We start from the raw sequence: 23,278 nt of genomic DNA, 5'->3' as shown, positions 1-23,278 counted from the left end.
CTGCGCGCCACCGTTGAAACAGGCTGAGCCATGACCACCGTGGCCGTCTACTTGGTGGTGGTCATGGGGCTGGGCGCGTTCGCGCATGTGATTCGGCTGCCCCCGCTGCTGGGCTTTCTGGCAGCGGGGTTCTTGCTCAACGGACTGGGCGTGGAGCGCCTGGACGAGTTGGAACTGCTGTCCGAGTTGGGCGTGACGCTCCTGCTGTTCGGAATCGGGTTGAAGCTGGATCTGCGGACCCTGCTCGGCAAAGAGGTGTGGGCGGCGGGCACCATTCACATGGCCGTCAGCGCCGTGGGCGGTGCGTTGATGCTGTGGCTCATGATGCTGGTGGGCCTCGAATTGGCCGGTGAATCACCGGGAACCGTCTTCCTGGTGGCCTTTGCACTGTCCTTCTCGTCCACCGTGTTGGTCGTGAAGATCTTGGATGAGCGCGGCGAGTCCAACTCCTTGTACGGGCGAGTGGCCGTGGGCATCCTTGTCCTTCAGGACATTGCCGCGGTGCTGTACCTGACCATCTCCGGCGGTCATCTCCCCTCCCCCTGGGCGATTCTCGTGCTCGCATTGCTGTGGCCCGTCACCAGGCTCGCGCGAGTGTTGTGGTCCCGGCTGGGGCACGGCGAGCTGCTGGCCCTGTTCGGGGTGGTCATGGCGTTGGTCCCCGGATGGTGGGCCTTCACGGCCACGGGGCTCAAGGGTGACTTGGGTGCCCTGCTGGTCGGTGTGCTCCTGGCTTCACACCCCCTGGCACGTGACCTCGCCAAATCCATTCTCACGGTTAAGGACCTCTTACTCGTGGGCTTCTTCGTGAGCATCGGTTTCTACGGGTTACCCAGCGTGGAAATGCTCGTCATGGCCGTGATCCTGTGCCTGTTGATCCCCATGCAATCGGCGGCCATGGCCGCCGCGCTCACCCTGTGCGGATTACGACGCCGCACGGCCGTGCGCGGGGCCCTGGCCCTGGCCAACTATTCGGAGTTCGCGCTCATCGTGGGCTCCACCGCCGTGGTCTCCGGGCAACTTGACGATGACTGGCTGGTCATGCTCGCCTGCGCCGTGGCGCTCAGCTTCGTGGTGTCCACCGTGCTCAACCGCCGCGGCAGCATCGTCACCACCGCGCTGCTGCGCGCCGTTCCCGAGGCACCCCAGGACAAACTCCACCCGGAAGACAGGCCGCTGGATCTCACCCGCGCGGATGTCCTGGTCATGGGGATGGGCCGGGTGGGCACCGCCACCTATGACGAGTTCACCGCCGCGACCTCGCACAAAGTGGTCGGCCTGGAGATCGACCCCTTGCGGGCGCATCACCTGTGGGGGCGGGGCTACGACGTCGAAAACGCGGACGCCACGGACGCGGACGTGTGGGACCGGATCTCGGCCACGGGGCACGTGAAAATCGCCGTGCTCGCGATGCCATTCCATGACGCAAATCTTTCCGCACTCAAGGAACTGCACCACTCCGATTTCGCGGGACGCGTGGCCGCCGTGGCCCAGTACGAGGATCAGGTCTCGGAGCTGGAGAAGCTCGGCGTGAACACCGTGATCAACCTGTATTCCGGTGCGGGACTGGCCCTGGCCGTGGAGGCCCAGGAGGACTTGGAGTACCCGGAGAGCTGAACTGCGGCCCACGTGATCAATGGACCCGATGGACCGGCTCCGGGGAACCGGGATGCGTGAAACCGTCCGGGTGTGGTGACGGCCACGGGGTAGGCTGGAAGGCAGTCCAGTGACCGTCAAACCAAGGAGTCATTGCCCCATGCCCAAGATCATTTACACCAAGACGGATGAAGCACCCCTGCTGGCCACCTACTCGTTCAAGCCCGTGGTCGAGGCCTTTGCCTCCACCGCCGGCGTCGAGGTGGAAACCCGGGATATTTCCCTGGCCGGCCGCATTGCCGCCCAGTTCCCGGACCGCCTGACCGAGGAACAGCGCGTGGCCGATGCCCTCACCGAATTGGGCGAACTGGCCAAGACCCCGGAAGCCAACATCGTGAAGCTTCCCAATATCTCCGCTTCCATCCCGCAGCTCAAGGCCGCCATTGCGGAGCTACAGGCCGCCGGCTACGACATCCCGGATTACCCGGAAGAGGCCGTGACGGACGAAGACAAGGACATCCGCGCCCGCTACGACAAGGTCAAGGGTTCCGCCGTGAACCCCGTGCTGCGCGAGGGCAACTCGGACCGCCGTGCTCCCAAGGCCGTGAAGAACTACGCCAAGAAGCACCCGCATTCAATGGGCGACTGGTCCGCGGATTCCAAGACCAACGTGGCCACCATGGGCGAGAACGACTTCCGTTCCAATGAACAGTCCGTGGTCATGCCCGCCGATGACACCCTGAAGATTCAGCTGGTCACCGATCAGGGCACCGACGTGCTCAAGGAATCCGTGCCGGTCCTCAAGGGTGAAGTGGTGGACGGGACCTTCATGAGCGCCTCGGCCCTCGACGAGTTCCTCAAGGCCCAGGTGGCCCGCGCCAAGGAAGAGGACGTTCTGTTCTCGACCCACCTCAAGGCCACCATGATGAAGGTCTCCGACCCCATCATTTTCGGCCACGTGGTCAAGGCGTTCTTCCCCGAGGTCTTCGCCCAGTACGGCGATCAGCTGGCCGCCGCCGGCCTGTCCCCCAACGACGGCCTGGGTGGCATCCTCTCCGGACTGTCCAACGTGGCCGACGGTGACAAGATCAAGGCCGCGATCGAAGCGGGCATCGACAACGGCCCCGAACTCGCGTACGTGAACTCGGACAAGGGCATCACCAACCTGCACGTGCCCTCCGACGTGATCGTGGATGCTTCCATGCCCGCCATGATTCGCACCTCCGGCAAGATGTGGGGTCGCGAGGGCCAGCAGGAGGACACCCTGGCCGTGCTGCCGGACTCTTCCTACGCCGGTGTGTACCAGGCCGTGATCGAGGACTGCCGCGCCAACGGCGCCTATGACCCCACCACCATGGGCACCGTTCCCAACGTGGGTCTCATGGCACAGAAGGCCGAGGAATACGGTTCGCACGACAAGACCTTCGAGATCGAGAAGGCCGGCACCGTGCAGGTCGTCAACCAGGCCGGCGGTGTCCTGCTGTCCCACGAGGTTCAGCCCGGTGACATCTGGCGCGCGTGCCAGGCCAAGGACGCCCCCATCAAGGACTGGGTCCAGTTGGCCGTTCGTCGTTCGCGCGATTCCGGCATGCCTGCCGTGTTCTGGTTGGACGAGTCCCGCGCCCACGACCGTAACCTCATGGAGAAGGTCAACCAGTACCTGGCGGACGAGGACACCGACGGTCTGGACATCCGGATCCTCTCCCCCGTGGACGCCACCGCGTTCACGATCGAGCGCATCCGACGCGGCGAGGACACCATCTCCGTGACCGGCAACGTGCTGCGTGATTACCTCACCGACCTGTTCCCCATTCTGGAACTGGGTACCTCCGCCAAAATGCTGTCCATTGTTCCGCTGATGAACGGCGGCGGCCTGTTCGAGACCGGTGCCGGTGGTTCCGCTCCCAAGCACGTGCAGCAGCTCGTGGCGGAAAACCACTTGCGGTGGGATTCGCTGGGTGAGTTCCTGGCCCTGGCGGCTTCCTTCGAGCACCTGGCCACTCGGTACGACAACCCCAAGGCCCAGGTGCTGGCGGACACGCTGGACCGCGCCACGGGCACGTTCCTCAACGAGAACAAGTCCCCGTCCCGCAAGGCCGGCGAGATCGACAACCGCGGATCGCACTTCTACCTGGCGCTGTTCTGGGCCGAGGAGCTGGCCAAGCAGACCGAAGACCCGGAGTTGGCCAAGGCCTTCGAGAAAGTTGCATCGGAATTGCGCACCAACGAGGACACGATCCTCAAGGAGCTGCTCGAGGTCCAGGGTTCGCCCGCCGACATCGGCGGCTACTACTGGCCCAGCAACGAGAAGGCCTCTCACGTGATGCGCCCCTCGGCCACGTTGAACAAGATCGTGGATTCGCTCAGCGCCTGATCGCGTAGCGCGTTCTTGGATCGCCGACGCCGCCGCGTCGCCTCTTCGGGGGCCGCGCGGCGGCGTCATTCTTTGCTCGTTCTGCCGCGGCCCTGACCCGCGAGAGGCCGGGCATGACAAAGGGCGGGACCCCAAAGCCCCGCCCTTTTCAGCGTGAGAGCTTAGGACAAGACGCCGGCAACGGCGTCGTAATCGGGCTCGTTGGTGATCTCGTCCACGAGCTGGGTGTAGACCACCTTGCCGCCCTCGTCGAGAACGACCACGGCACGAGCCAGCAGACCCTCGAGCGGGCCATCGCTCTGCACCAGGCCGTAGTCCTCGCCGAAGTTCGAGCGGAAGGCCGAGCCGGTGCTGACGTTGTCAATACCCTCGGCGCTGCAGAAGCGAGCGTGGGCGAACGGCAGGTCCTTGGATACGCAGACCACTGCGGTGTTGTCGAAGGACGCCGCGCGTTCGTTGAACTCACGCACGGACTGGGCGCACACGCCGGTGTCCAGCGAGGGGAAAATGTTGAGGACCACGCGCTTGCCGGAGAAATCCTGGGAAGTCACGGGGCTGAGATCGGAGCCCACCAGGTCAAAGGTGGGCGCGGTGGTGCCGGTGTCCGGCAGTTCGCCGGAAATGCGGACGGTGTTTCCCTGAAATGCGGTAGTTGCCATGTCTTCATTGTGCTGTGCGCCACGCGTCATGTCAGCATCTCGGGCCATCTTTAGCCGTGCGCTGAACTTCCCGCTGCTAGTCTCGACACCATTGCACGTCCGCGTAACCGGCGTCACGCCGCGCCTCAGGAGGATCCATGAGTCCAGCACCCGTCAACGTTGCCGTCACCGGAGCCGCAGGCCAGATCTGCTACAGCCTGCTGTTCCGCATCTCGCAGGGCGAGCTGTTCGGTCCGGGCCAGCCGGTGCGCCTGCAGTTGCTGGAGATTCCGCCGGCCCTGGGCGCGCTGGACGGTGTGGTCATGGAACTCATGGACTGCGCTTTCCCCCTGCTGGCTGATGTGCGGACGGGTGATGATCCGGAGAAGGTCTTCGACGGCGCCAACCTGGCATTTCTTGTGGGCGCCCGTCCCCGCACCAAGGGCATGGAGCGAGGCGACTTGTTGGAAGCCAACGGTGCAATCTTCACTGCCCAGGGCGCGGCGTTGAACAAGGCAGCCGCGGACGATGTGCGCGTGGTGGTGACCGGTAACCCCGCGAACACCAACGCGTTGATCGCGCAGCAGAATGCCCCGGACATCCCCGCCGATCGGTTCAGTGCGCTGACGCGCCTGGACCACAACCGGGCCATCTCACTGCTGTCCCAGCAGACCGGTGCACCCGTGACCGACATCAAGCGGATGAGCATTTGGGGCAATCACTCCGCCACGCAGTACCCGGATCTGAGTCACACCACGGTGGCGGGCCAACCGGCCCTGGAGCTGGTGGATCACTCGTGGGTGGAGGAGGAGTACATCCCCCGGGTCGCCAAGCGCGGAGCGGAAATTCTTGCGGCACGGGGTACCTCGTCCGCAGCGTCCGCGGCCGGTGCGACCATTGACCACGCCCGGGACCTGTTCCGCGGCACGGACGAGGGCAATTGGACCTCCATGGCCGTGGTCTCCGACGGTTCTTACGGCGTTCCCGAGGGCCTGGTCAGCTCGTTCCCGGTGACCACGTCCAACGGCGATTGGTCGATCGTGGAAGACCTGGATGTTTCGGCCTTCTCCCGCTCGCGCATTGATGCGTCCGTGGCCGAGCTCGAGTCGGAGCGCTCGGCCGTTCGTGAATTGGGTCTGATTTAGTCTCAGCGGCCGAGGGCCTCGTGGAACATCTCTTCCGCGTCATCGGAGAACGGCACGAAAATGACGGTCTCCACGGACGTGTCTGCTTCCCGCACGGTGCGCACAGCGATTTCCGTGGCGTTGTCCATGGGCCACCTGTAGATCCCGGCGGAAATGGCCGGGAAGGCCACGGATTTCGCGCCGATCTCGTCCGCCACCCGCAGCGACTCCCGGTAGCACGAGGCCAGGATGTCGCTGCGATCGGTTTTCTTGGCGAACACGGGGCCCACGGTGTGGATCACCCATCGCGCGGGAAGGTTGTACCCGTCCGTGGCCACGGCCTGACCCGCCGGAAGCCCGTCCTTGAGGGTGGTTTCGCGCAGGTGTCTGCACTCTTCCACGAGTTGCTTGCCCGCCGCTCGGTGGATGGCGCCGTCCACTCCCCCGCCTCCGAGCAGTTTGGAGTTGGCGGCGTTGACGATGGCGTCTGCGTGCACCTTGGTGATGTCACCTTTGACAATCTGAACGTCCATGACTTCACCCTACGCCGCCGCACGGCGAACGCCACGGGCTGAATCCCTGGCCGCCGGCGTTGCGGCTGCCTACGCTGAAGTCATGGCCGATCTTCCTCTTTTTGACGATTCTGGGGTGCAGACCGTTTTGTGCGTGGTGGCCCACCCGGACGACATGGAGTACGGCGGTTCTGCGGCCGTGGCCCGATGGGTGGAACACGGTGCACACGTGTCCTATCTGCTGCTGACCGCGGGCGAGGCCGGCATCCGGGACAAGGATCCGAGCGAGGTCCGCCCGCTGCGGTCCCAGGAACAGCGCGACGCCTGCGCGGCCGTGGGAGTCGAGAACCTCACGATCCTGGACCTGCCGGACGGCATGCTCGAATACGGGATGGACCTGCGCAAACGTATTGCCCGGGAAATCCGGAAGACCAAGCCGGACACCGTGGTCACCTTGAACTGGGGTGAGAAGGCTACGTGGGGTCTGAATCAGGCCGATCACCGGGCTGCGGGGCTCGCCACTTTGGACGCGATTCGGGATGCCGACAACCCCTGGGTGTTCCGTGAGCTCATGGCTTGTGAGGGCCTGGAGCCGTGGGGCGTGACCCGATTGATCGTCAACGGAGTGGCACCCGATTACGCCGTGGAGCTCACCGAGGCCAATATCGACGCCGCGGTCGAATCATTGCGCTGCCACAAGCAGTACCTCTCGGCCCTGGACAGCCACCCCGACCCCAAGGACATGATCACCGAAATGACCGCGGACACCGGCCGTGCCGCCGGTGTGGATCACGCTCTGGGGATCAAACTGTACGAACTGCGCTGAACAACAGCCCTATGAGCCCACGGTCATTCCGGTGACGCGGCGCAGACCCAGGGCCGTTCGTGCCCCGCTGATCAGCATCGCCACCAGCGTGATCGCCCACGCGGCAGCTCCCACCCAGTAAAACCACTGACCGATGCCGGTGAGTAGGGGCAAATGGTTGGCCCGCCCCAAATACATCCCCGCCACTGCGTACATGCCCAGTGGGAACACCATGGACCACCAGGACGCGTGGTACGTCAGCGGAATTTTCCGGGCCACGTGCCGCCAGATTCCCAGGGCAACGAGCACCGGGATCAGCCACGTGGCGAAACACCATAGCACCACGGCCAGACCGGCCACCAGCCCGCGGGTCACATCCACCATGGGAGCGCTGTCCATTTCCACGATCAACGCGCCCGCCACCACCGAGATGGCCAGGGAACCCATGGCCACCCAGTACGGCGGGTCGATGGTCTCCGGCGTGATCGGGTACACCAGCAAGCGCAGGGACAGGAACACGGCGCACGCGGCGTAGAGGATGAGTCCGATGGACCAGCACATCACCGCGATCACGGACAGTAACTGCCGCCCATCCGGGTAGAGCGGTTCCAGGGTTGCACTGACCACCGCCATGGATTGAACGGCAACCACCCAAATGAACCACGAACCGTTGGCCAACTTCAGGACCGGCCGCTCAGCACGCCCCAGGACGGCGAACCACGGTACCAGATATCCCAGGATCACCCACCCCACAGCCGACGCAGCAAGTAAGATCAGACCTCCGGCGTGCACCCCGATCGCAATCAGACAAATGGCCACCACGTTGGTTGCCGCGACACCGGTGAAGAACCCGAAGGCCCTGGACGGGTCATGAAGGTCGTCCATGAGCGAGTTCCGGAAGGCCACGGCCCGCCACAATGACAGCCCCACCAGGATCACGAACGCCACCACGGCAATGGCCATGATTGCGCGAGAAAGTCCCGACAATCCCAATTGGTAGGCCCCTACGGACACTATGCCGCTGCCCATCACCATCGCAAAACACGACGGCGGCAATCCGGCCACGCTGGCACGCAGCGCACTCCGAGCGCGCTCGCCCCGCACCCTCGAGGGACGAGGAATCGGAACCGTCACTGCTCATCGCCGGTCATGGCAGCCACGTACATCCAGCGGTCGGCGCGTTTGCGGAACAGGGACACCTCGCGTTGACTATCGCCTCGCCCCGCAGTGAGATATCGCGCGGTGAATTCGACCACGCCGCTCTCGTCCTGTTCTCCGCCCGCTTCCGTGCTGTGGATGGTCAGTCCCAGCCACTCGGTCCCTGGGTCTGCCGAGACCTCCGGCGGACGGGTCGAGGGGTGCCACGTGCGGAACACATGATCTTCGTGGCCGAGTTCGAAGGCCGTGTACCGCGAGCGCATCAGGGCCTCGGCCGTCTTGGGCCATTGCTGGTTGGTCAGTGCCGGTTCACAGCATTGTTCGTAGGACGCACCGGCCGGAATTCCACCACACGGACACACACTCATTTTTGGGAGTGTACCGAATGATCGGGATCCCGCCCGGCCGCCAGCGCGATTGCCCGGTCCAGCATGGGCTCGGTCAGCCGCCCCGTGAACGTGTTTTGCTGGCTCACGTGGTAGCAGCCCACCAGCCGAACGGGCCGCCCGTCCGGCCGCTGCAACACGACAACGGCGCCGTGTCCGAACTTCGGGCGGGGTTTGGGCACGCCCCACCCCATTCGCACCGCGGCGGCCAAGGTTGTCTGCCACGCAATGCCGCCCAGCGCCATGATCCCCTCGACCTCGGGGAGCAGTGTTATTTCGCGGTCGAACCAGCCACTGCACGCAGCTTTTTCCGCGGGCAGCGGTTTATTGGCCGGTGGGGCGCACCGCACGGGCGCGATCATCCGCACATCCCGCAGCCGTTGCCCGTCTCCGGCGGTGCTCACCGTCTCGTGGGCCGAGAACCCCGCGCGGTAGAGCGCCGCGTACAACCAGTCGCCCGCGCGGTCGCCGGTGAACATGCGCCCCGTCCGGTTTCCCCCGTTGGCGGCGGGTGCCAGTCCTACGATCACGAGCCGAGCGCGCGGGTCACCGTAGGACGGCACGGGCCTACCCCAATAGGGCTGATCCGCGAACGAGGCCCGTTTCTGCTCGGCCACGCTTTCGCGCCAGTGCACCAAGCGATCGCAGGCCCGACACACGCTGCACAGGGCGTTCAGGTCGGCGACGCCGCTCGCGCCGTTCGCAAGCGCCCGCACCCCGGCGGCGTCGTGGGCCACGGGCGTGTCCGACGCGGCCGGGTCCTCCGGCCAGCCAGAACCGGGAGGCACGGGCGAGGGGAAGAGTTGCTCGGTGAGCGGGTGCGGTAAAAGCGTGGGTTGGGGGTCCGTTGGTGTCATTGCTGGGGTGCTCCCTGCGATGTGACGTGGGTGAGCAATTGCGGAGACTCACCGGGGAATCTAGCGTGGTGTCCACCCCACCCCGCTCACCCAGGAGATCTTGTGAACCCCATCGTAGAACTGTCCGACGGCACCCAACTGAGCGCGATCGGACAGGGAGCGTGGAACATGGGCGACTCTACCGCTACCCGCGAGGCCGAAATCAACACGCTCCGCCGAGGTGTGGAACTGGGCCTCACACTCATCGACACCGCGGAGATGTACGGCAACGGGCGCTCCGAAGAACTCGTGGGCGAGGCAATCGCCCCGATTCGCGACGACGTGTACCTGGTGGACAAGGTACTGCCGTCTAACGCGTCGGCCAAGGGAACCCAACAAGCCTGCGAGCGCAGCCTGCGTCACCTGGGGCTCGATCACATTGACCTGTACCTGCTGCACTGGCCCGGGTCGTATCCGGTGGAGGAAACCCTCATGGCTTTCGAACGGCTCGTGGACCGCGGGTTGATCGGCGACTGGGGTGTGTCCAACGTGGACCTGGTGGAGTTGGAGACCTACCCGGAGAATCCGCTGGTCAATCAGGTGCTCTACAACCCCGCGAGCCGGGGAGCGGAACTGGAGTTGTTCCCCGCCATGAAACAACGTGAGATCGTGGCCATGGCCTACTCCCCCGTCGGTCAGGGTGAGTTGCTGGGGGAAAAGGCCCTCCAGGACATTGCCGAAAACCACAATGCGACCGTCGCACAGGTGCTGCTGGCGTGGGCCATCCGGGACGGCAACACGATTGCCATTCCCAAAGCCTCCACGCTCGAGCATGTGGCGGACAATGCCCGTGCCCTTGGTCTGCGGCTGAGCGCGGAGGATCTGCGGGCCATTGACGCGGCCTTCCCCGCGCCGGACCAGCCGGGGCCGCTGGAGATGATCTGATCCGGACCGCGCGGGCTGAGGTTCAATCAGTGCCGAGCGCGACTCGCGCGCGAGCTCAGGCGCTTTTGCCCAGGCGACGCAGCAGTTGCTTGCGCCAGCGTTCGGGAAATTCGGGGGCTTCGAGCAGCTCGCGCATGGCCGCTAGGTCTCCTCGCTCCACGTTCATGATCCGACTCACGAAGGCGCAGGACACCGCATCCGGCAGGCGGGACACGAACTCGAAGCGGTCTCCGACCTCGACGTCACCCTCGTCGAGCACCCGCAGGTAGTACCCGCAGCGATTGGTGCTCATCATGAGCTTGGGGAGGTCTGGGTTGGACCACTTCTTGGAAATGGTCGCGCAGGGCGTGCGCGGCTGGGTCACCTGGACGACAGCGCCGCCCACTCGGTAGACATCACCCAGGAACACCCTGTCCTCGGTGGCACCCCGAATGGTGAGGTTCTCGAAGAACGCGCCGTCCGGCAGCTGAAGTCCCTCGGCACGCCACTCGTCATAGTGTTCGGCCGGGTAACAGCACACGGCCTTCTCGGTCCCACCGTGATATTTCGGGTTCCCTTGCTCGTCCCCCACGAAACCCGTGACCGTCAGGCGAACCGGATCGGTGTGCGGCGTCTTCACGGCGGCCGTTCGGAACCTGCGCGAGGACCCCCAGTGCTGGGTCTTCACCTCGCCGGTCCGCAGCAGGGTGATCGAGGCGTCCGTGATCGTCGGTCCACTCACCGTTACTTGTGTCTGACTCATGCCTGCGCGCCGTCCCATACCGGGTCTCTGCGATCGTCCAGGCGCAGTCCCTCGCTGGGTTCGTGCACCGTGAATTTTCCGTTGTGCATCAGATGTACCACGCGCACACCGTACTCCGCAGTGGCCACATCTGAAATGATGCGCCTGTGACAGCGCCACCACACGGATTCCGAACACATCACGGCCGTGCGTTTGTCGTCCAGACCGGCTAGCAAATCGGCCATGCCGGCACGAAATTCCTCGGTGCGGGTCCACGCGGCATAGGCACGGAAGGCCTTGACGCGCCACCATTGATCCGGTGATACCTCGTCCTCGGCCTTGGTGAGCGAGCGGCGACCGCCCAAGCGTCCATCCCACACGTATTCGATACCCAGCTCGTGGGCGAGCTCCTCGATCTGGCCGCGTGCGGCGGCGTCGTTGCGTCGACTACCCGGGAACCTGCGCACGTCCACGATTCGTTCGACGCGGGCACCGCGGAGCAACCGGGCCAGCTCGCCGCGATCCGCGGTGCCGTGGCCGAAGGTCATGAGGGTCGCGGGTTGAGTCATAGTTCAAGGTTACGAGGTTTTGCAGTACGTGGCGCGGGGCACGAAGACCCCGGTGAAAACGATGCGTGTCAGGCGGGCACCGGAACGCAGTCCGGGCAGTGATCGCGCGCGCCCGATGCGCTGCAGCCCTCGCAGCACAGGAATAATTGCCGACAGCTGCGCTCAGCGCAGTTGATGTACCGGGGCGTGGCCTTGCCGCACTCGACACACATCCCGAGTGACTGGGCACCAGGCTCGAACTCCATGTGCATCCGGTTGTCGAACACGTACAGCGAACCGTCCCACAGCCCCTTATTGCCGTACGCCTCGCCGTAGCGGACGATCCCGCCGTCCAGTTGATAGACATCCTGGAAACCGCGGTTCTTCATCAGTACGGACAGGACTTCACAGCGGATGCCGCCCGTGCAATAGGTGACCACGGGCTTGTCCTTGAACGCGTCGTACTTTCCCGACTCGATCTCGTCAATGAAATCGCGGGTCGTGTCCGTTTCCGGAACCAGCGCGTCCTTGAACTTCCCGATCCGCGCTTCCATGGCATTGCGGCCGTCGAAGAACACCACCTCTTCCCCGCGCTGTTCCATGAGCTCGTGCAGCTGGTGTGGCTTCAGGTGCGTGCCACCACCGCGCACGCCATCCTCGGTCACGGTGATGGGATCCGGGGCGTGAAAGGTCACCAACTCCGGACGCACCTTGACACTCAACCGCGGAAAGTCGTTTCCCGCTCCGTCCGACCATTTGATGTCCGCGTCCTTGAACGGCGCGTACTCCTTGAGGCCCTTCAGGTACCGCTTGACGTCGTGGATGTCCCCGCCCACGGTCGCGTTGATGCCCTGCTCGGAGACGATGATGCGCCCCTTCACGTCGGTGCGCGCGGCAAGGTTCTGCTGCCACAGCTTGATGGCCTCGGGATCGGCCAGTGGCGTGAAGACATAGAACAGCACAATTTTCGGCAGGGACATACCCACCAGTTTAAGCGAGTGCGGGGCCGCCCACGCGTGGTGAGCAGCCCCGGGAGGGTGAGCTTGGCGACGTCGTCGTTGCCGACCACGGGACGACGCCGCCAGCTCGGCTCAGGACATCTCGTACCCCGTCACGGGGCCTTCGGTGTTCGGTTGCCACCCGAGCTCGGGCGCCACGTACTTGGCGAAGTTCTCGAGGATGCGCAGGTTCAGTTCGGGCCCCAGCTGGCTGGGAATTGTGAGCATCAGGGTGTCCGATTCCATCACGGCCCGATCCTGTTTCAACTGCTCCACCAGGGTGTCCGGCGGGCCGGCGTAGGTGCGCCCGAAAATCGAGGTGAACCCGTCGATCACGCCCACCTGGTCACGGGATTCGCGCGCCCCCATGTAGGAGAAGATCTCGTCCTCGGGCCCCACAATGGGGAACACGCTGCGACTGACCGAGGTGCGCGGTGTGCGGGCGTGGCCGGCGGCGCGGAACGCCTCGCGGAACCGACGCACCTGCTCGGCCTGCTGCTGCGCGAAGGAACCCTCGTTGGCTTCGGTCAGCAGCGTGGAACTCATGAGGTTCACGCCCTGTTCGCCAGCCCATTCAGCGGTCTTGGCTGACCCGGCACCCCACCAGATACGCTCGGCCAGACCGGGCGACTGCGGCTCAATGGCCAACTTGGCCCCGGCGCCGTACTGGGCGGGATCCGCGTAGGTCATGGCGTCGCCCTTGATAGCTCGCATGAACTTCTGGAAGTGCTCGCGCGCAATATCCGCGCCGCGCGGGTCCTCGGACCCCGTGTAGCCGAAGGACTCCCAACCGCGCAGTGCCGGCTCCGGAGATCCCCGGCTCACGCCGAGAGCCACCCGGCCATCCGCCAGAAGATCCAGCTGCGCAGCTTCTTCCGCGAAGTACAGGGGGTTCTCGTATCGCATGTCGATCACGCCGGTACCCACTTCGATGTTGCGGGTGCGCGCCGCGATGGCACTCAACAACGGCATGGGGGACGCCGACTGACGCGCATAGTGGTGGACACGGAAGTACGCGCCGTTGACGCCCAGTTCATCGGCACCTTCCGCGATCTCGACGGCATCCCGCAACGACTGGCGCGCGTCGGGATCACCGGGCCCGCGACCGGAACCGTAATGGCCGAAACTCAGAAAACCAAAACCCTTCATAACAACCGCAACATACTTGATCCGAATAATATTTCTAAATCAAGGACTACCCCCTGTTCAGGCTTGTTCAGGCGGGCCCTGGGAGGGCCGGTCGAAGATGGGTGCGTTCTCCGTGATTCCCCCGTTCTTGACGGTGAACCCGCACCAATGACTACTTGAGAATCCGTTCGACGAACTCATTGACGGCCGCATCGATCGTGAGACCGGTGTCGAGTGGCACGGTGAGGTGATCAAGCATGAGGCCGTCGATCGCGTAGTGCAGTAACGCGATCTCGGTTCGCCCCCCGGGGAGCCCGGTGGCGGCGTTGAACACCACATCGTCGCGGAATGCGCGCTGCCGCCATGCTCCGAGCGCCGTGGCCACGGTAGGTTTGCGGGTCGCTTCGAGCCGCAGTTCGAACAGCGCAAGAGAGACGTGGGGGTCGATGCTGAGCCGTCGCACCACATCGCGCAGATAGTCGGCGAACAGTGCTTTGTTGGGCGGGCGTGACTCCCGTGCCGGGATGGTACCGGGGTCGGGAGTAAGCCGTTCTTCGATGCGATCGACCAGCGCCGAGATGAGGTCGTCCCGCGTGGGGAAGTAGTTCGAGGCCGTACCGCGCGGCGTGCCGGCAATGGTGTCGACCGCGCGATGAGTAAGACCGCGTGCACCTTCCTCTGCAAGCACACGGATCCCCGCATCAGCGAGGGCAGAGCGGCGTTCGTCATTCCGGGCCATGTACCTCATGCTATCCAAACCACGACAGCTGTTGTACTTTAACTACGACATCTGTCGTGATTGGAGCGCAAATGCGAGAACTCGTCTACTACGTCGCCGTCAGCATCGACGGTTACATCGCCGACCCGACGGGCGGGTTCGATGCGTTCCTCGTCGAAGGCGACTATACGTCCGTTGTTTTCGGTGAGTACGCGGATGCGCTGCCCGTGCATGCACACACAGCGTTGGGCATCGAGCCCCCAAAAACCCGGTTCGACACCGTGATCATGGGATGGAACACCCTTGGACCCGCCCTGGATGTCGGCATCGCCAGCCCCTATCCACACCTGCGGCAGGTCGTCGCGAGCCGCCAAGCCCGCGACGTCGACCCGGCGATCACCCTCACTGATGATCCACTCGCAACCGTCCGTACTCTGAAGCAGGAAGACGGCCTGGACATCTGGCTCTGCGGCGGCGGTGAACTCGCGGGCACCCTCGTCTCGGAGATCGATCGCCTCGTCCTGAAACGCAGCCCCATGGTCTTCGGCAGCGGGGTCCCTCTATTCGGCACGGCACCCTATGACCCACGCAGATTCGATCTGATCGATTCTCGCACTTTCAAGTCCGGTGTCCTCATTGAGGAGTACGTCTCGCGCGGCGGGGCACAGTGATCCTCCGCAGACTCGGATCGAGTGCGAACTTCCCCTCAACGGGGCGTCAGGGCTGCTCGCTCGTGAGCTTCCAGCCATGGGTCTCGCACTGTCCATCGCGATTGGTTCCGGTGGCCAGTACGGTGCCGTCGGCGCGGAGCCCCAACGTGTGTGCAGAACCCGCGGCAACGGCAATGACGTCTTGCCAAGTGTTGACCTCACATTGCCTGTTGTCGTTGTTCCCAACAGCAAATACCCGGCCGTGAACATCGACTGCCACCGTGTGGTAGCTACCAGCAGAGACGCCGACCAGGTCGCACCACTGCGACACGCCGCAGGCGCCGGAGCTCGGATCACCCGTGCTCAGTGCGCGGCCGCCCGCGGTGATACCTACGGTGTGCAGGTAACCCGCTGTGATCGCAGCCAGCTCGTGCCAACCCGCGATCTCGCACTGGCGTAGACGATTGCTTCCGGTTGCTACCGCGGTTCCGTCGGCGCGGAGTCCCACTGAATGCCAGTCACCGCAGGCAACGGCGATGACCTCCTGCCACCCGCCGACATCACAGGCGCCTTCAGTCTCACGGCCGGTCGCGAGAACGGAGCCGTCTGCCAGAATTCCTAACGTGCGCCGCCACCCCGCGGCGATGCTCACGATGCCTGACCACTCCCCGACGTCACACTGACCGTCGGAGTTCCACCCCGTCGCGATCACACGGCCGTCGTCGAGCAGTCCCACGGTGTGAGAACGGCCTGTGTTCCTGGCGGTGTGCACGTTTCCAGCGGCGACGGATGCGACACCCCGCCAGGTGCCGACGTCGCATTCGCCCGATGCGTTGTCGCCGACCGCCACGGTTGTACCGTCTGCAACCAGACCAACCGAGTGCCGTCGTCCGGCAGCCAGCTGATGTAGTTGGCCAGTGTGCTTGTGGATGTTCGGCGACATCATCGTGCTGATTTTCCATTCAGAAGGCGGGGGGGTCATTCCAGTCGCAGGGTTGTTGCAAGGTGTGTGCCTCGCTTGCCCGTGCTCAGAACGCACATACACCCGCAGGTGCGCAGGTGATGCCTGGCCGCTACTTACCCAGCCACGCGGATGCGGCCACCACGATAGCCGCCGTGGCGTTCGTCAGCGTGGGTTGGATGACGGGGGCGAACATGGGCGAGTGGTTGCCCGGGATGTCCTGCGTTACGGTTCCCTTGGCCTTCGCTTGCGCATAGGCCTCGGGATCGGCGCCTCCCACGGCCCAGTAGGTGTACGGCACACCCAGCGCGGTGGGAACGTCACTGAAGTCCTCGCTGGCGGTTTGCCGGCCGTAGTGGGCGATGGCCTCTGCCGGGAAGTACCCGTTGAAAGCCTCGGCAACCGTGGCAGTGGCCCCAGCTTCGTTGTCGGTGAGCGGGTAGTTGTTGATCACTTCGATCTCGGGTTCCTTGGCCGAGCCGGAGGCTTGTGATTCCGCGAGTGAAATACGCTCAATGGCCCCGACCAGCTGATCCTTCACCGCGGGGTCGTACGCACGGATGTTCAGTTCGAGCACGGCGTGATCGTCAATGATGTTGCTCTTGGTCCCGGCCGCGATCTTGCCCACGGTCAACACGGCGAATTCACCCGGTTCGATTTCCCGGGCTACCACCGCCTGAAGTCGCACGACCACCATGGCCGCCAACACCACAGGATCAATGGACAGATGCGGCATGGAGCCGTGACTCCCCCGCCCGAACAGGGTTACGCGAAGGCTCGCCGCCATCGACAGGAACGGGCCCTCGTGCGTGCAGACAGTTCCCGCGGGTTGGGCCATCACGTGCTGACCCAACGCCACGGTCGGCTGCGGGATCACATTTGCCAGGCCGCCATCCACCATGGCCTGGGCTCCCGTGCCGAGTTCTTCGGCGGGTTGGAACAGCGCTATGAAGGTACCCTGCCAGGCGTCCTTGGATTCGGACATGAGGCGAGCGGCACCTAGCAGGGAGGACACGTGCACGTCGTGGCCGCACGCGTGCATCACCGGCGTGGTGGTTCCGTTCTCATCGGTGAACGTCTCGGTACTCGCGTAGTCCAGGCCGGTGGCCTCCTTCACGGGCAAGGCATCCATGTCAGCGCGCATCAGTACCACGGGTCCGTCACCGTTGCGCAACACGCCGACGACGCCGGTGGGCCCCACCTTTTCGTGAACCTCAAACCCGAATTCGTTGAGTTTTTTGGCCACGATTGCGGACGTGCGTTCCTCGTGGAAACCCAGTTCCGGATGGGAATGGAAGTCCTTGTACAACTCCTCCTGCCAGTCCTTGAGGCTCGACTGACCCCTCAAAATCTGCTCTGCCACGTGGGTGGATGCCATGCTGTGCCCTCCTAGTTGCTGCCTTCCTGGCCGATGCTACTCCCACCCTTTGGGTCCGTCCTCCCGCGAACGGGTTCGTGTTTCTTGCGGTAACGCTTTCCGGGGCGAGGCAATCGGGCCAGTCGTTTGAAGGCTTTCGGGTTGAGGTTCGCCGGGCCTGGCAACCGCCAGCCAAACCGCCGAGCCGCCAAGCTGAGCACGGCACTGAGGGCAATAGCACCGCCCATGCCGATGTTGGGCTGTCCCAGCTCGGCCAGAACAAACATTTCCGCACTGGCGATCAAGGCGCTGGTCGCGTACAACGTGTTGCCGCCAAAGATTGCGGGCACCCGCCCCACGGCAATGTCGCGAATCATTCCACCGCCCACGGCGGTGACCACGCCCAACAAAATGGAAGGCATCCAGCCCAGCCCGGCGGCCATACCCTTGATGGTTCCGGTGGCGGCCCAACAACCGACCGAGAGCGTGTCGGCGAAGAACAACCCGCGCTGCGTCCACCGCTGTTCCAACGGCAGCAGGTAGGCGATCAGCGCGCCGGCCAGAGCGGTGGTCAGGTAGGCGGGATTGGTCAGAGCCACCGGGAAACCCTGTTGCAGCAGGGTGTCACGCAGCATGCCCCCGCCAAGGCCGGACACAATGGCCAGGATCACGAACCCCACCAGGTCCATTTTCAGGTGCCGGGCCACCACGCCACCCAGAATCCCATTGGTGATCACGCCCAGCAGATCCACCACGTCGAATACTGCCCTGGGGTCGATCTCCACCGACTGCACCCTACTTTCCGCATTGAACTCTTACCCCGTACAGCCTAGAACTACTCCCGCAACGAGGACGAAGCCAGCGCGATTGCTGTTCAGATACCCGCAAGTTGCATGTCACTCGGGGCCGCCACCATGAGCCCATGACTACCAACAATGCGCCCATCAACCGTCGTCAACTCATCTCCGGTGGCCTGGCCGGCGCGGCCCTCATCGCCGTTCCCGGTACCGCGGTCGCACACCGCGGTGACCGCCACACCCCGGGGCTGGTCAGCAAGCGCCTGACTTTGCCCAGCGGCGTCGCCTCCGGTGACGTCTCGTCCAACTCTGCGGTGCTGTGGGCCCGTTCCTCCGGCACGGGCCGCTTGCATGCCACGCTCCAGGCGGTCTCCGCCGACGGCGCCCCATTGCGCGGGCGCTTCGCCCGTGGTCTTCGTCTGACCTCGGGGTGGGCCACCCCCGAGTCCGATCACACGGCCAAGATCTTCGCGGGCAAGCTACCCTCCGGAACCCGGTTCAAGGTCACCTACGCGTTCGAGGACGAACGGGGCCGGATGGGTGAGCGCGCCACGGGCAGTTTCACCACTGCTCCGGGTCAGCGTTTCGGGCCGAAGACCTCCGCGCCACAGTCCTTCGTATGGACCGCAGACACCGCGGGACAGGGCTACGGCATCAACGAGGACATCGGCGGGATGCGTGGCTACGCCGCCATGCACGCGACCAAACCGGACTTCTTCCTGCACTCCGGCGACACCGTCTACGCGGACAATCCCATCGAGAAGACCCTAGAGGTTGCGAACGAACCCCTGTGGCGCAACCTGGTCACCGAAGAGGTTTCCAAGGTCGCCGAGACGCTCCATGAGTTCCGCGGCCGGCACCGGTACAACATGTTGGACAAGAACCTGCGGGCCATGTACGCGGAGGTCCCCGTGATTGCGCAGTGGGACGATCACGAGACCACCAACAACTGGTGGCCCGGCGAGATCCTCGAGGACGAGCGCTACACCCAGGTGCGCGACGTCGACACCCTGGCCGCTCGTGGCCGCCAGGCGTGGCAGGAGTACATGCCCATCGCTGATTCCCGTGCGCTGTCCCACGGCACGGGATTCGAGCCGGCCCGCATCTACCGCAAGGTCGAACGCGGCGACCACCTCGATGTGTTCGCCCTGGACATGCGCACATTCAAGGGCGAGAACACCCCGGGTCAGGAAACCCACGAGACCGACATCCTGGGCGAGGAACAGACCCGCTGGCTGATCCGCGAACTGCGGCATTCGCGTGCCACGTGGAAGGTCATCGGCAATGACCTACCGCTGGGCCTGATCGTGCCGGACGGTAAGGGCCAGGAGTCCATTTCCAACGCCGATCACGGGGCACCGCTGGGCCGCGAACTGCAGCTGGCCCGGATCTTAAAGGCCATCAAGGACCACGACATCAAGAACGTGGTCTTCCTGACCGGCGACGTCCATTATTGCGCCGCCCACCACTACTCCCCCGAGCGCGCGGCGTTCAAGGACTTCAAACCGTTCTGGGAGTTCGTGGCGGGCCCCATCAACGCGGGTGCCTTCGGCCCCAACAAACTCGATGGCACGTTCGGACCTCGCGTGGACTTCGAACAGGCCGGCCCCGCCCTGGCCTCGCCCCGCAACGGTGACCACCAATACTTCGGGCACGTATCCATCGCTGAGGACGGCGGGGAGTTCACCGTGCAGCTCATCAATGCCAACGGGCGCGCGGTCTACCAGCGCACCCTCACACCGGAGCACTGAACCCGCACGGTACGACGTCGCATCAGTGACCTGAGCCGGCCAAGGTCACCGAGGCGACGTCGTACCGTGTGCACATCCCCGGGTGGCCGGTTCACAATGGTGTCCATGGTGAGTTTGCCGAACGGCTATGTGCTGAGAGTGGGCCCGCCCAGTGTGGCGTCGTATGTGCACCTGCGCGAGGCCTCGGGCATGAGTCCCAAGACGCACCAGCAGGCAATGGCCGGAATCAACGGCGCCTGGGCTGCGGCGCACATCCTTCACGGGCCGACCGGAGAAACCGTTGCCATGGGGCGAGTCATCGGTGACGGCGGTTGGTATTTCCACATCATCGACATGGCGGTCTTACCGGACCACCAGCGCCGAGGACTCGGTGACACGATCCTCACGTGGCTGCTGGATAGGATTCGCCAGGACGCTCCGCCCAATGCATTCGTCCGCCTCATGGCCGACCCACCCGGGCGCAGCCTGTACCAACGTCACGGATTCAAGGACAGATCGCCTCGCAACGTGGGGATGAGTCGATTGCTCGAACGACAGGTGGATGATGACTGAGGCCGCAATGCACGACCAGCCGATCTGGCACGCCCCCGCAGGCACGGTGGTCGGCTGGCACGACGGCCCCGTGGATCGCGCCACCGGCATCCGCTACGCGCGTGCCGCCCGGTTGGAAACGCCAAGGCCAGTGAGTGATGCGCATGAACCGATCCGGGCGACGTCCTGGTCCCCGGCCTGCCCCCAGGCGCCCGTGCCCCTGCTCGATAACGCGGTGGGCAGCAGTATCGGCAAGCTCCCCGTGGACGAGGACTGCATGCGCGTGTCGGTCACCGTGCCCGCGGGCACCGCACCGGACGCCGAATTGCCCGTCATGGTGTGGATTCACGGGGGTTCGTACGTGTCCGGCGCCGGTGACGCACCGTTCTACGACCCGAGCACGCTGGTCGCCGAGCAGAACGTGGTGGTGGTCAACGTGACCTACCGCCTGGGCTTGTTCGGCTACCTGGGTGACGGCCGGACCAGTCCCGCCAATCTGGGACTGCTCGATCAGATCGAGGCGCTGCGGTGGGTGCACCGCAATATTTCGGCCTTCGGTGGCGACGCCGCCAACGTCACCATTTTCGGCCAGTCCGCGGGTGGCGACGCCGCCGCCCACCTCATGATTTCCGAGGGCACCCGCGGCCTGTTCCGACGCGCCATCGTGCAAAGTGCGCCGTTCGGACTCATGAAAAGCCGCAGCAAGATGAACGCGGTCATGTCACGCACCGTGAGCGGTTTGGCACCCGATGCCCATTGGGAGGAAGTGACCTCCGCCCAGTCAACGGCGGAGAAGGCAGCATCGCGCTTCGGGTTGAAGGGCCAAATGCCCTTCGGCGTGCAGTACGGACATCCGCCGCTGCCCGCCGAAAAGGAACTGGACGCGGCGTGGCGCGAGGTCGCCCCGAAGGTCGAGGTGCTGGTGGGCTACACGACCCGCGAGGTCGCATTGTTCGCCGCCGCCGTTCCCGTGCTGCTCAAACGGCTGGAAAAGCCCAAGCGGGACCCTGCCCTGGAACAGCTGGTGGTCCGGCCCCTGACCAAGCGGATTTACGGAACGGGAGCCAAAGCCTTCGCCGCCCGACACGCGGCGGCCGGTGGCCACGTCACGGGGTACGTCTTGTCCTACGGCAATGAGGAGCACCCGTTGAATGCGGCCCACATTGCGGAACTCCCGTTGCTCTTCCCGTCGAGCGCGTGGGAAGGTGCGCCCAGTGCACTGGGTCTGAGTCTCAACGACATGCAGGAACGGGGCCGGTTGCTGCGAGCCCAGTGGACGGAGTTCGCCCGCGGCGGGACGGTGAGCAGCCTGTCGGAGATCGGTTTTCGGGTTCTTGCCTGACAGGTGCTGCACGAGTGCCTACTGGGCCCAGCGATCGGGAGCGGACGAGTCACCCGACCCTGCCGGAATGGCTCAGGTCAGCTCTTGTCGGAATCGGACACCGGCGTTTCCTGCGGTGTGAACAAATCCTCGATGCGGCACTCGAAGACCTCCGCAATTCGAAAGGCCAAGGGAAGGCTGGGGTCGAACCTGCCTCGCTCAATGGAGATCACCGTTTGCCGAGACACCCCCAACAATTTCGCCAGATGCGCCTGCGACCATGAACGTTCCCCGCGCCGCTCTGCCATGGCGTTCTCCACTAGGAGTCTCGCCTTCTGGCCGCCCAGAAGCGCACGGCACAACTGATCATCGCCAGAATCAGGAGGAGTAGCAATACGCTCACGCCGCTGACTTCGATCCTGGTGATTGTCACGACGACGAGCGCAATACCTGCCGTGGTGAGTATGTCGTGGAACGCACCGGACGTGGCTCTGTCATACCAACGGTGCTCAATGTTGTCCTCCGCGTGCGGGTCCTCCGCCACGGTGTACGTGGAAACGAACAGGACCCAACCCAGGACAAAAAATGTGCCCACGCTGCAGGCCGCAAAGATCACGAACCCGAGCACTCTGTTCTCGTCGTAGAACACCGAGGCAATGGCTCCCACGAGGGACGCGAGCACGAGTGCCATGAGGACGCTCAGCACGTATGCCGAAAGCGGAGCTTTTCCACCGGTCCGAGACCGGGTTGCTGTTGCCATGATGACTCCCTTGATCCGGGCCCCTACGACCCTGGCGGACATGTAAAGCGCACTTGACCAAGTCAAGCAAACTTTACTGCTGGGTGTCAAGGTTGTTTGACAACCATTCCCGCTGCTTCCGCGATCTCTCGATACGCGGCCGCCAGATCGTCGACACTCGCGTGGGCATTGAGACCGCTGGGATTCGGCGCCACCCAGAGGTGCACTCCGGGCCACGGGGATTTCTGCTGACCGAGCTGGGCTTTCGGAATCTTGAAGGCGGCCCGATACGCCGTGATCCCCAGGACGGCCACCACTGTCGGTTGCCGTTGGGTCACCAGCCGATTCAGCCGATCCGCCCCGGCCAATAATTCCTCGCGCGACAGCTCCTCCGCGCGAGCTGTCGCGCGTGGGCAGATGTTGCTGTTACCAATACCTTTGCTCGTCAGCTCTGCCAGGTCTGATTCCGAGTATCCGTCTCGCGCGTCAATGAGAATGTCCGTGATGCCAGCTCGATGCAGGGCGGGGTAAAACCGGTTTCCGGGCCGCGCGAAGTGCGCGCCCGTGGCCGCGGTCCACAAGCTGGGGTTGATGCCCACGAACAGGAGATTCAACGGATCGGGCAGCAGGTCCGGCACGGTGCGATCGCGAAAAGCATCGAGTTCTGCGCGAGAAAATCCCATG

Annotated in this window: 25 protein-coding genes; 9 read left to right on the top strand and 16 right to left on the bottom strand. The window is 64.5% G+C overall.

Annotation, left to right across the window (positions count from 1 at the left end; all coding sequences use genetic code 11):
* The first annotated feature begins 30 nt into the window (after positions 1–30).
* Both AC3ENJ_RS09090 and AC3ENJ_RS09085 read left to right on the top strand, forming a co-directional pair.
* Complete coding sequence (locus AC3ENJ_RS09090; RefSeq protein WP_190807016.1) at positions 31–1,617, top strand: cation:proton antiporter domain-containing protein; 1,587 nt, start codon at positions 31–33, stop codon at positions 1,615–1,617.
* A gap of 139 nt (positions 1,618–1,756) precedes the next feature.
* Positions 1,757–3,970 (top strand): NADP-dependent isocitrate dehydrogenase, encoded by a 2,214-nt coding sequence (locus tag AC3ENJ_RS09085; RefSeq protein WP_431813798.1) that lies wholly within the window; start codon positions 1,757–1,759, stop codon positions 3,968–3,970.
* A 161-nt stretch (positions 3,971–4,131) separates the two neighbouring features.
* Here the strand turns inward: AC3ENJ_RS09085 and tpx are convergent, their stop codons facing one another.
* Complete coding sequence (gene tpx / locus AC3ENJ_RS09080; RefSeq protein WP_431813797.1) at positions 4,132–4,629, bottom strand: thiol peroxidase; 498 nt, start codon at positions 4,627–4,629, stop codon at positions 4,132–4,134.
* 137 nt (positions 4,630–4,766) lie between these two features.
* On the opposite strand from tpx, the gene AC3ENJ_RS09075 reads away from it, so the two are divergent.
* On the top strand, positions 4,767–5,753 hold the full coding sequence (locus AC3ENJ_RS09075; RefSeq protein WP_431813796.1) for a malate dehydrogenase: 987 nt from the start codon (positions 4,767–4,769) through the stop codon (positions 5,751–5,753).
* Positions 5,754–5,755: 2 nt separating this feature from the next.
* On the opposite strand, the gene AC3ENJ_RS09070 is transcribed toward AC3ENJ_RS09075, so the two are convergent.
* Entirely contained in the window at positions 5,756–6,265 is a 510-nt protein-coding gene (locus tag AC3ENJ_RS09070) for an O-acetyl-ADP-ribose deacetylase (protein WP_431813795.1), read from the bottom strand.
* Here AC3ENJ_RS09070 and AC3ENJ_RS09065 point away from each other — a divergent pair.
* Positions 6,264–7,070, top strand: a complete 807-nt coding sequence (locus AC3ENJ_RS09065; RefSeq protein WP_431813794.1) for a PIG-L deacetylase family protein — start codon at positions 6,264–6,266, stop codon at positions 7,068–7,070. The two genes, AC3ENJ_RS09070 and AC3ENJ_RS09065, sit on opposite strands and share 2 nt — an antisense overlap.
* Before the next feature lie 9 nt (positions 7,071–7,079).
* Here the strand turns inward: AC3ENJ_RS09065 and AC3ENJ_RS09060 are convergent, their stop codons facing one another.
* The 3 genes from AC3ENJ_RS09060 to AC3ENJ_RS09050 form a co-directional block, all read right to left on the bottom strand.
* On the bottom strand, positions 7,080–8,114 hold the full coding sequence (locus AC3ENJ_RS09060; RefSeq protein ID WP_431813888.1) for a tellurite resistance/C4-dicarboxylate transporter family protein: 1,035 nt from the start codon (positions 8,112–8,114) through the stop codon (positions 7,080–7,082).
* Positions 8,115–8,179: 65 nt separating this feature from the next.
* The gene (locus AC3ENJ_RS09055) at positions 8,180–8,575 is read right to left on the bottom strand and encodes a YchJ family protein (RefSeq protein WP_431813793.1); all 396 of its coding nucleotides are present in this window, start codon (positions 8,573–8,575) and stop codon (positions 8,180–8,182) included.
* The gene (locus AC3ENJ_RS09050) at positions 8,572–9,450 is read right to left on the bottom strand and encodes a uracil-DNA glycosylase (protein WP_431813792.1); all 879 of its coding nucleotides are present in this window, start codon (positions 9,448–9,450) and stop codon (positions 8,572–8,574) included. The genes AC3ENJ_RS09055 and AC3ENJ_RS09050 overlap by 4 nt, the downstream gene beginning before the upstream one ends.
* Before the next feature lie 102 nt (positions 9,451–9,552).
* On the opposite strand from AC3ENJ_RS09050, the gene AC3ENJ_RS09045 reads away from it, so the two are divergent.
* Positions 9,553–10,374 carry an aldo/keto reductase gene (locus AC3ENJ_RS09045; RefSeq protein WP_190781516.1) on the top strand — a complete coding sequence of 274 codons (822 nt, stop codon included), beginning with the start codon at positions 9,553–9,555 and terminating at the stop codon, positions 10,372–10,374.
* Between the two features lie 55 nt (positions 10,375–10,429).
* On the opposite strand, the gene AC3ENJ_RS09040 is transcribed toward AC3ENJ_RS09045, so the two are convergent.
* The 5 genes from AC3ENJ_RS09040 to AC3ENJ_RS09020 form a co-directional block, all read right to left on the bottom strand.
* Entirely contained in the window at positions 10,430–11,116 is a 687-nt protein-coding gene (locus AC3ENJ_RS09040) for an MOSC domain-containing protein (RefSeq protein ID WP_190781515.1), read from the bottom strand.
* Positions 11,113–11,664, bottom strand: coding sequence for a DUF488 domain-containing protein (locus tag AC3ENJ_RS09035; RefSeq protein ID WP_190781514.1), 552 nt, complete (start codon positions 11,662–11,664; stop codon positions 11,113–11,115). Before AC3ENJ_RS09035 ends, AC3ENJ_RS09040 begins: the two co-directional genes overlap by 4 nt.
* 68 nt (positions 11,665–11,732) lie before the next feature.
* Positions 11,733–12,623 (bottom strand): oxygen-dependent tRNA uridine(34) hydroxylase TrhO, encoded by an 891-nt coding sequence (gene trhO / locus AC3ENJ_RS09030; RefSeq protein ID WP_431813791.1) that lies wholly within the window; start codon positions 12,621–12,623, stop codon positions 11,733–11,735.
* 111 nt (positions 12,624–12,734) lie between these two features.
* Positions 12,735–13,790, bottom strand: a complete 1,056-nt coding sequence (locus tag AC3ENJ_RS09025; protein ID WP_431813790.1) for an LLM class flavin-dependent oxidoreductase — start codon at positions 13,788–13,790, stop codon at positions 12,735–12,737.
* A 151-nt stretch (positions 13,791–13,941) separates the two neighbouring features.
* Complete coding sequence (locus AC3ENJ_RS09020; RefSeq protein ID WP_431813789.1) at positions 13,942–14,508, bottom strand: TetR/AcrR family transcriptional regulator; 567 nt, start codon at positions 14,506–14,508, stop codon at positions 13,942–13,944.
* Between the two features lie 71 nt (positions 14,509–14,579).
* On the opposite strand from AC3ENJ_RS09020, the gene AC3ENJ_RS09015 reads away from it, so the two are divergent.
* The gene (locus AC3ENJ_RS09015) at positions 14,580–15,158 is read left to right on the top strand and encodes a dihydrofolate reductase family protein (protein WP_431813788.1); all 579 of its coding nucleotides are present in this window, start codon (positions 14,580–14,582) and stop codon (positions 15,156–15,158) included.
* Positions 15,159–15,204: 46 nt separating this feature from the next.
* Here AC3ENJ_RS09015 and AC3ENJ_RS09010 read toward each other — a convergent pair whose 3' ends face one another.
* From AC3ENJ_RS09010 to AC3ENJ_RS09000, 3 genes are all read right to left on the bottom strand, one after another.
* Positions 15,205–16,119: an RCC1 domain-containing protein gene (locus AC3ENJ_RS09010; protein WP_431813787.1), complete on the bottom strand. Its 915-nt coding sequence runs from the start codon at positions 16,117–16,119 to the stop codon at positions 15,205–15,207.
* A 91-nt stretch (positions 16,120–16,210) separates the two neighbouring features.
* Entirely contained in the window at positions 16,211–17,476 is a 1,266-nt protein-coding gene (locus tag AC3ENJ_RS09005; RefSeq protein ID WP_431813786.1) for an amidohydrolase, read from the bottom strand.
* Positions 17,477–17,487: 11 nt separating this feature from the next.
* On the bottom strand, positions 17,488–18,249 hold the full coding sequence (locus AC3ENJ_RS09000) for a trimeric intracellular cation channel family protein (RefSeq protein WP_431813785.1): 762 nt from the start codon (positions 18,247–18,249) through the stop codon (positions 17,488–17,490).
* Between the two features lie 128 nt (positions 18,250–18,377).
* Here AC3ENJ_RS09000 and AC3ENJ_RS08995 point away from each other — a divergent pair, with 128 nt between their 5' ends.
* The 3 genes from AC3ENJ_RS08995 to AC3ENJ_RS08985 all read left to right on the top strand — a co-directional run bounded on the left by AC3ENJ_RS08995 (position 18,378) and on the right by AC3ENJ_RS08985 (position 21,876).
* Positions 18,378–20,003 carry an alkaline phosphatase D family protein gene (locus AC3ENJ_RS08995; protein ID WP_431813784.1) on the top strand — a complete coding sequence of 542 codons (1,626 nt, stop codon included), beginning with the start codon at positions 18,378–18,380 and terminating at the stop codon, positions 20,001–20,003.
* A 105-nt stretch (positions 20,004–20,108) separates the two neighbouring features.
* On the top strand, positions 20,109–20,555 hold the full coding sequence (locus AC3ENJ_RS08990; RefSeq protein WP_431813783.1) for a GNAT family N-acetyltransferase: 447 nt from the start codon (positions 20,109–20,111) through the stop codon (positions 20,553–20,555).
* Positions 20,548–21,876 carry a carboxylesterase family protein gene (locus AC3ENJ_RS08985; RefSeq protein ID WP_431813782.1) on the top strand — a complete coding sequence of 443 codons (1,329 nt, stop codon included), beginning with the start codon at positions 20,548–20,550 and terminating at the stop codon, positions 21,874–21,876. Before AC3ENJ_RS08990 ends, AC3ENJ_RS08985 begins: the two co-directional genes overlap by 8 nt.
* A 77-nt stretch (positions 21,877–21,953) precedes the next feature.
* Here the strand turns inward: AC3ENJ_RS08985 and AC3ENJ_RS08980 are convergent, their stop codons facing one another.
* The 3 genes from AC3ENJ_RS08980 to AC3ENJ_RS08970 form a co-directional block, all read right to left on the bottom strand.
* Entirely contained in the window at positions 21,954–22,163 is a 210-nt protein-coding gene (locus tag AC3ENJ_RS08980) for a helix-turn-helix transcriptional regulator (RefSeq protein ID WP_190781501.1), read from the bottom strand.
* Between the two features lie 11 nt (positions 22,164–22,174).
* On the bottom strand, positions 22,175–22,615 hold the full coding sequence (locus AC3ENJ_RS08975) for a hypothetical protein (protein ID WP_190781500.1): 441 nt from the start codon (positions 22,613–22,615) through the stop codon (positions 22,175–22,177).
* A gap of 86 nt (positions 22,616–22,701) precedes the next feature.
* Positions 22,702–23,277 carry a mismatch-specific DNA-glycosylase gene (locus AC3ENJ_RS08970; protein ID WP_190781499.1) on the bottom strand — a complete coding sequence of 192 codons (576 nt, stop codon included), beginning with the start codon at positions 23,275–23,277 and terminating at the stop codon, positions 22,702–22,704.
* Position 23,278 lies beyond the last annotated feature (1 nt).

Source organism: Kocuria sp. cx-455 (assembly GCF_057707085.1).
The sequence above is the reverse complement of the archived record's forward strand: the minus strand, read 5'-3'. Positions and strand labels throughout refer to the sequence as shown.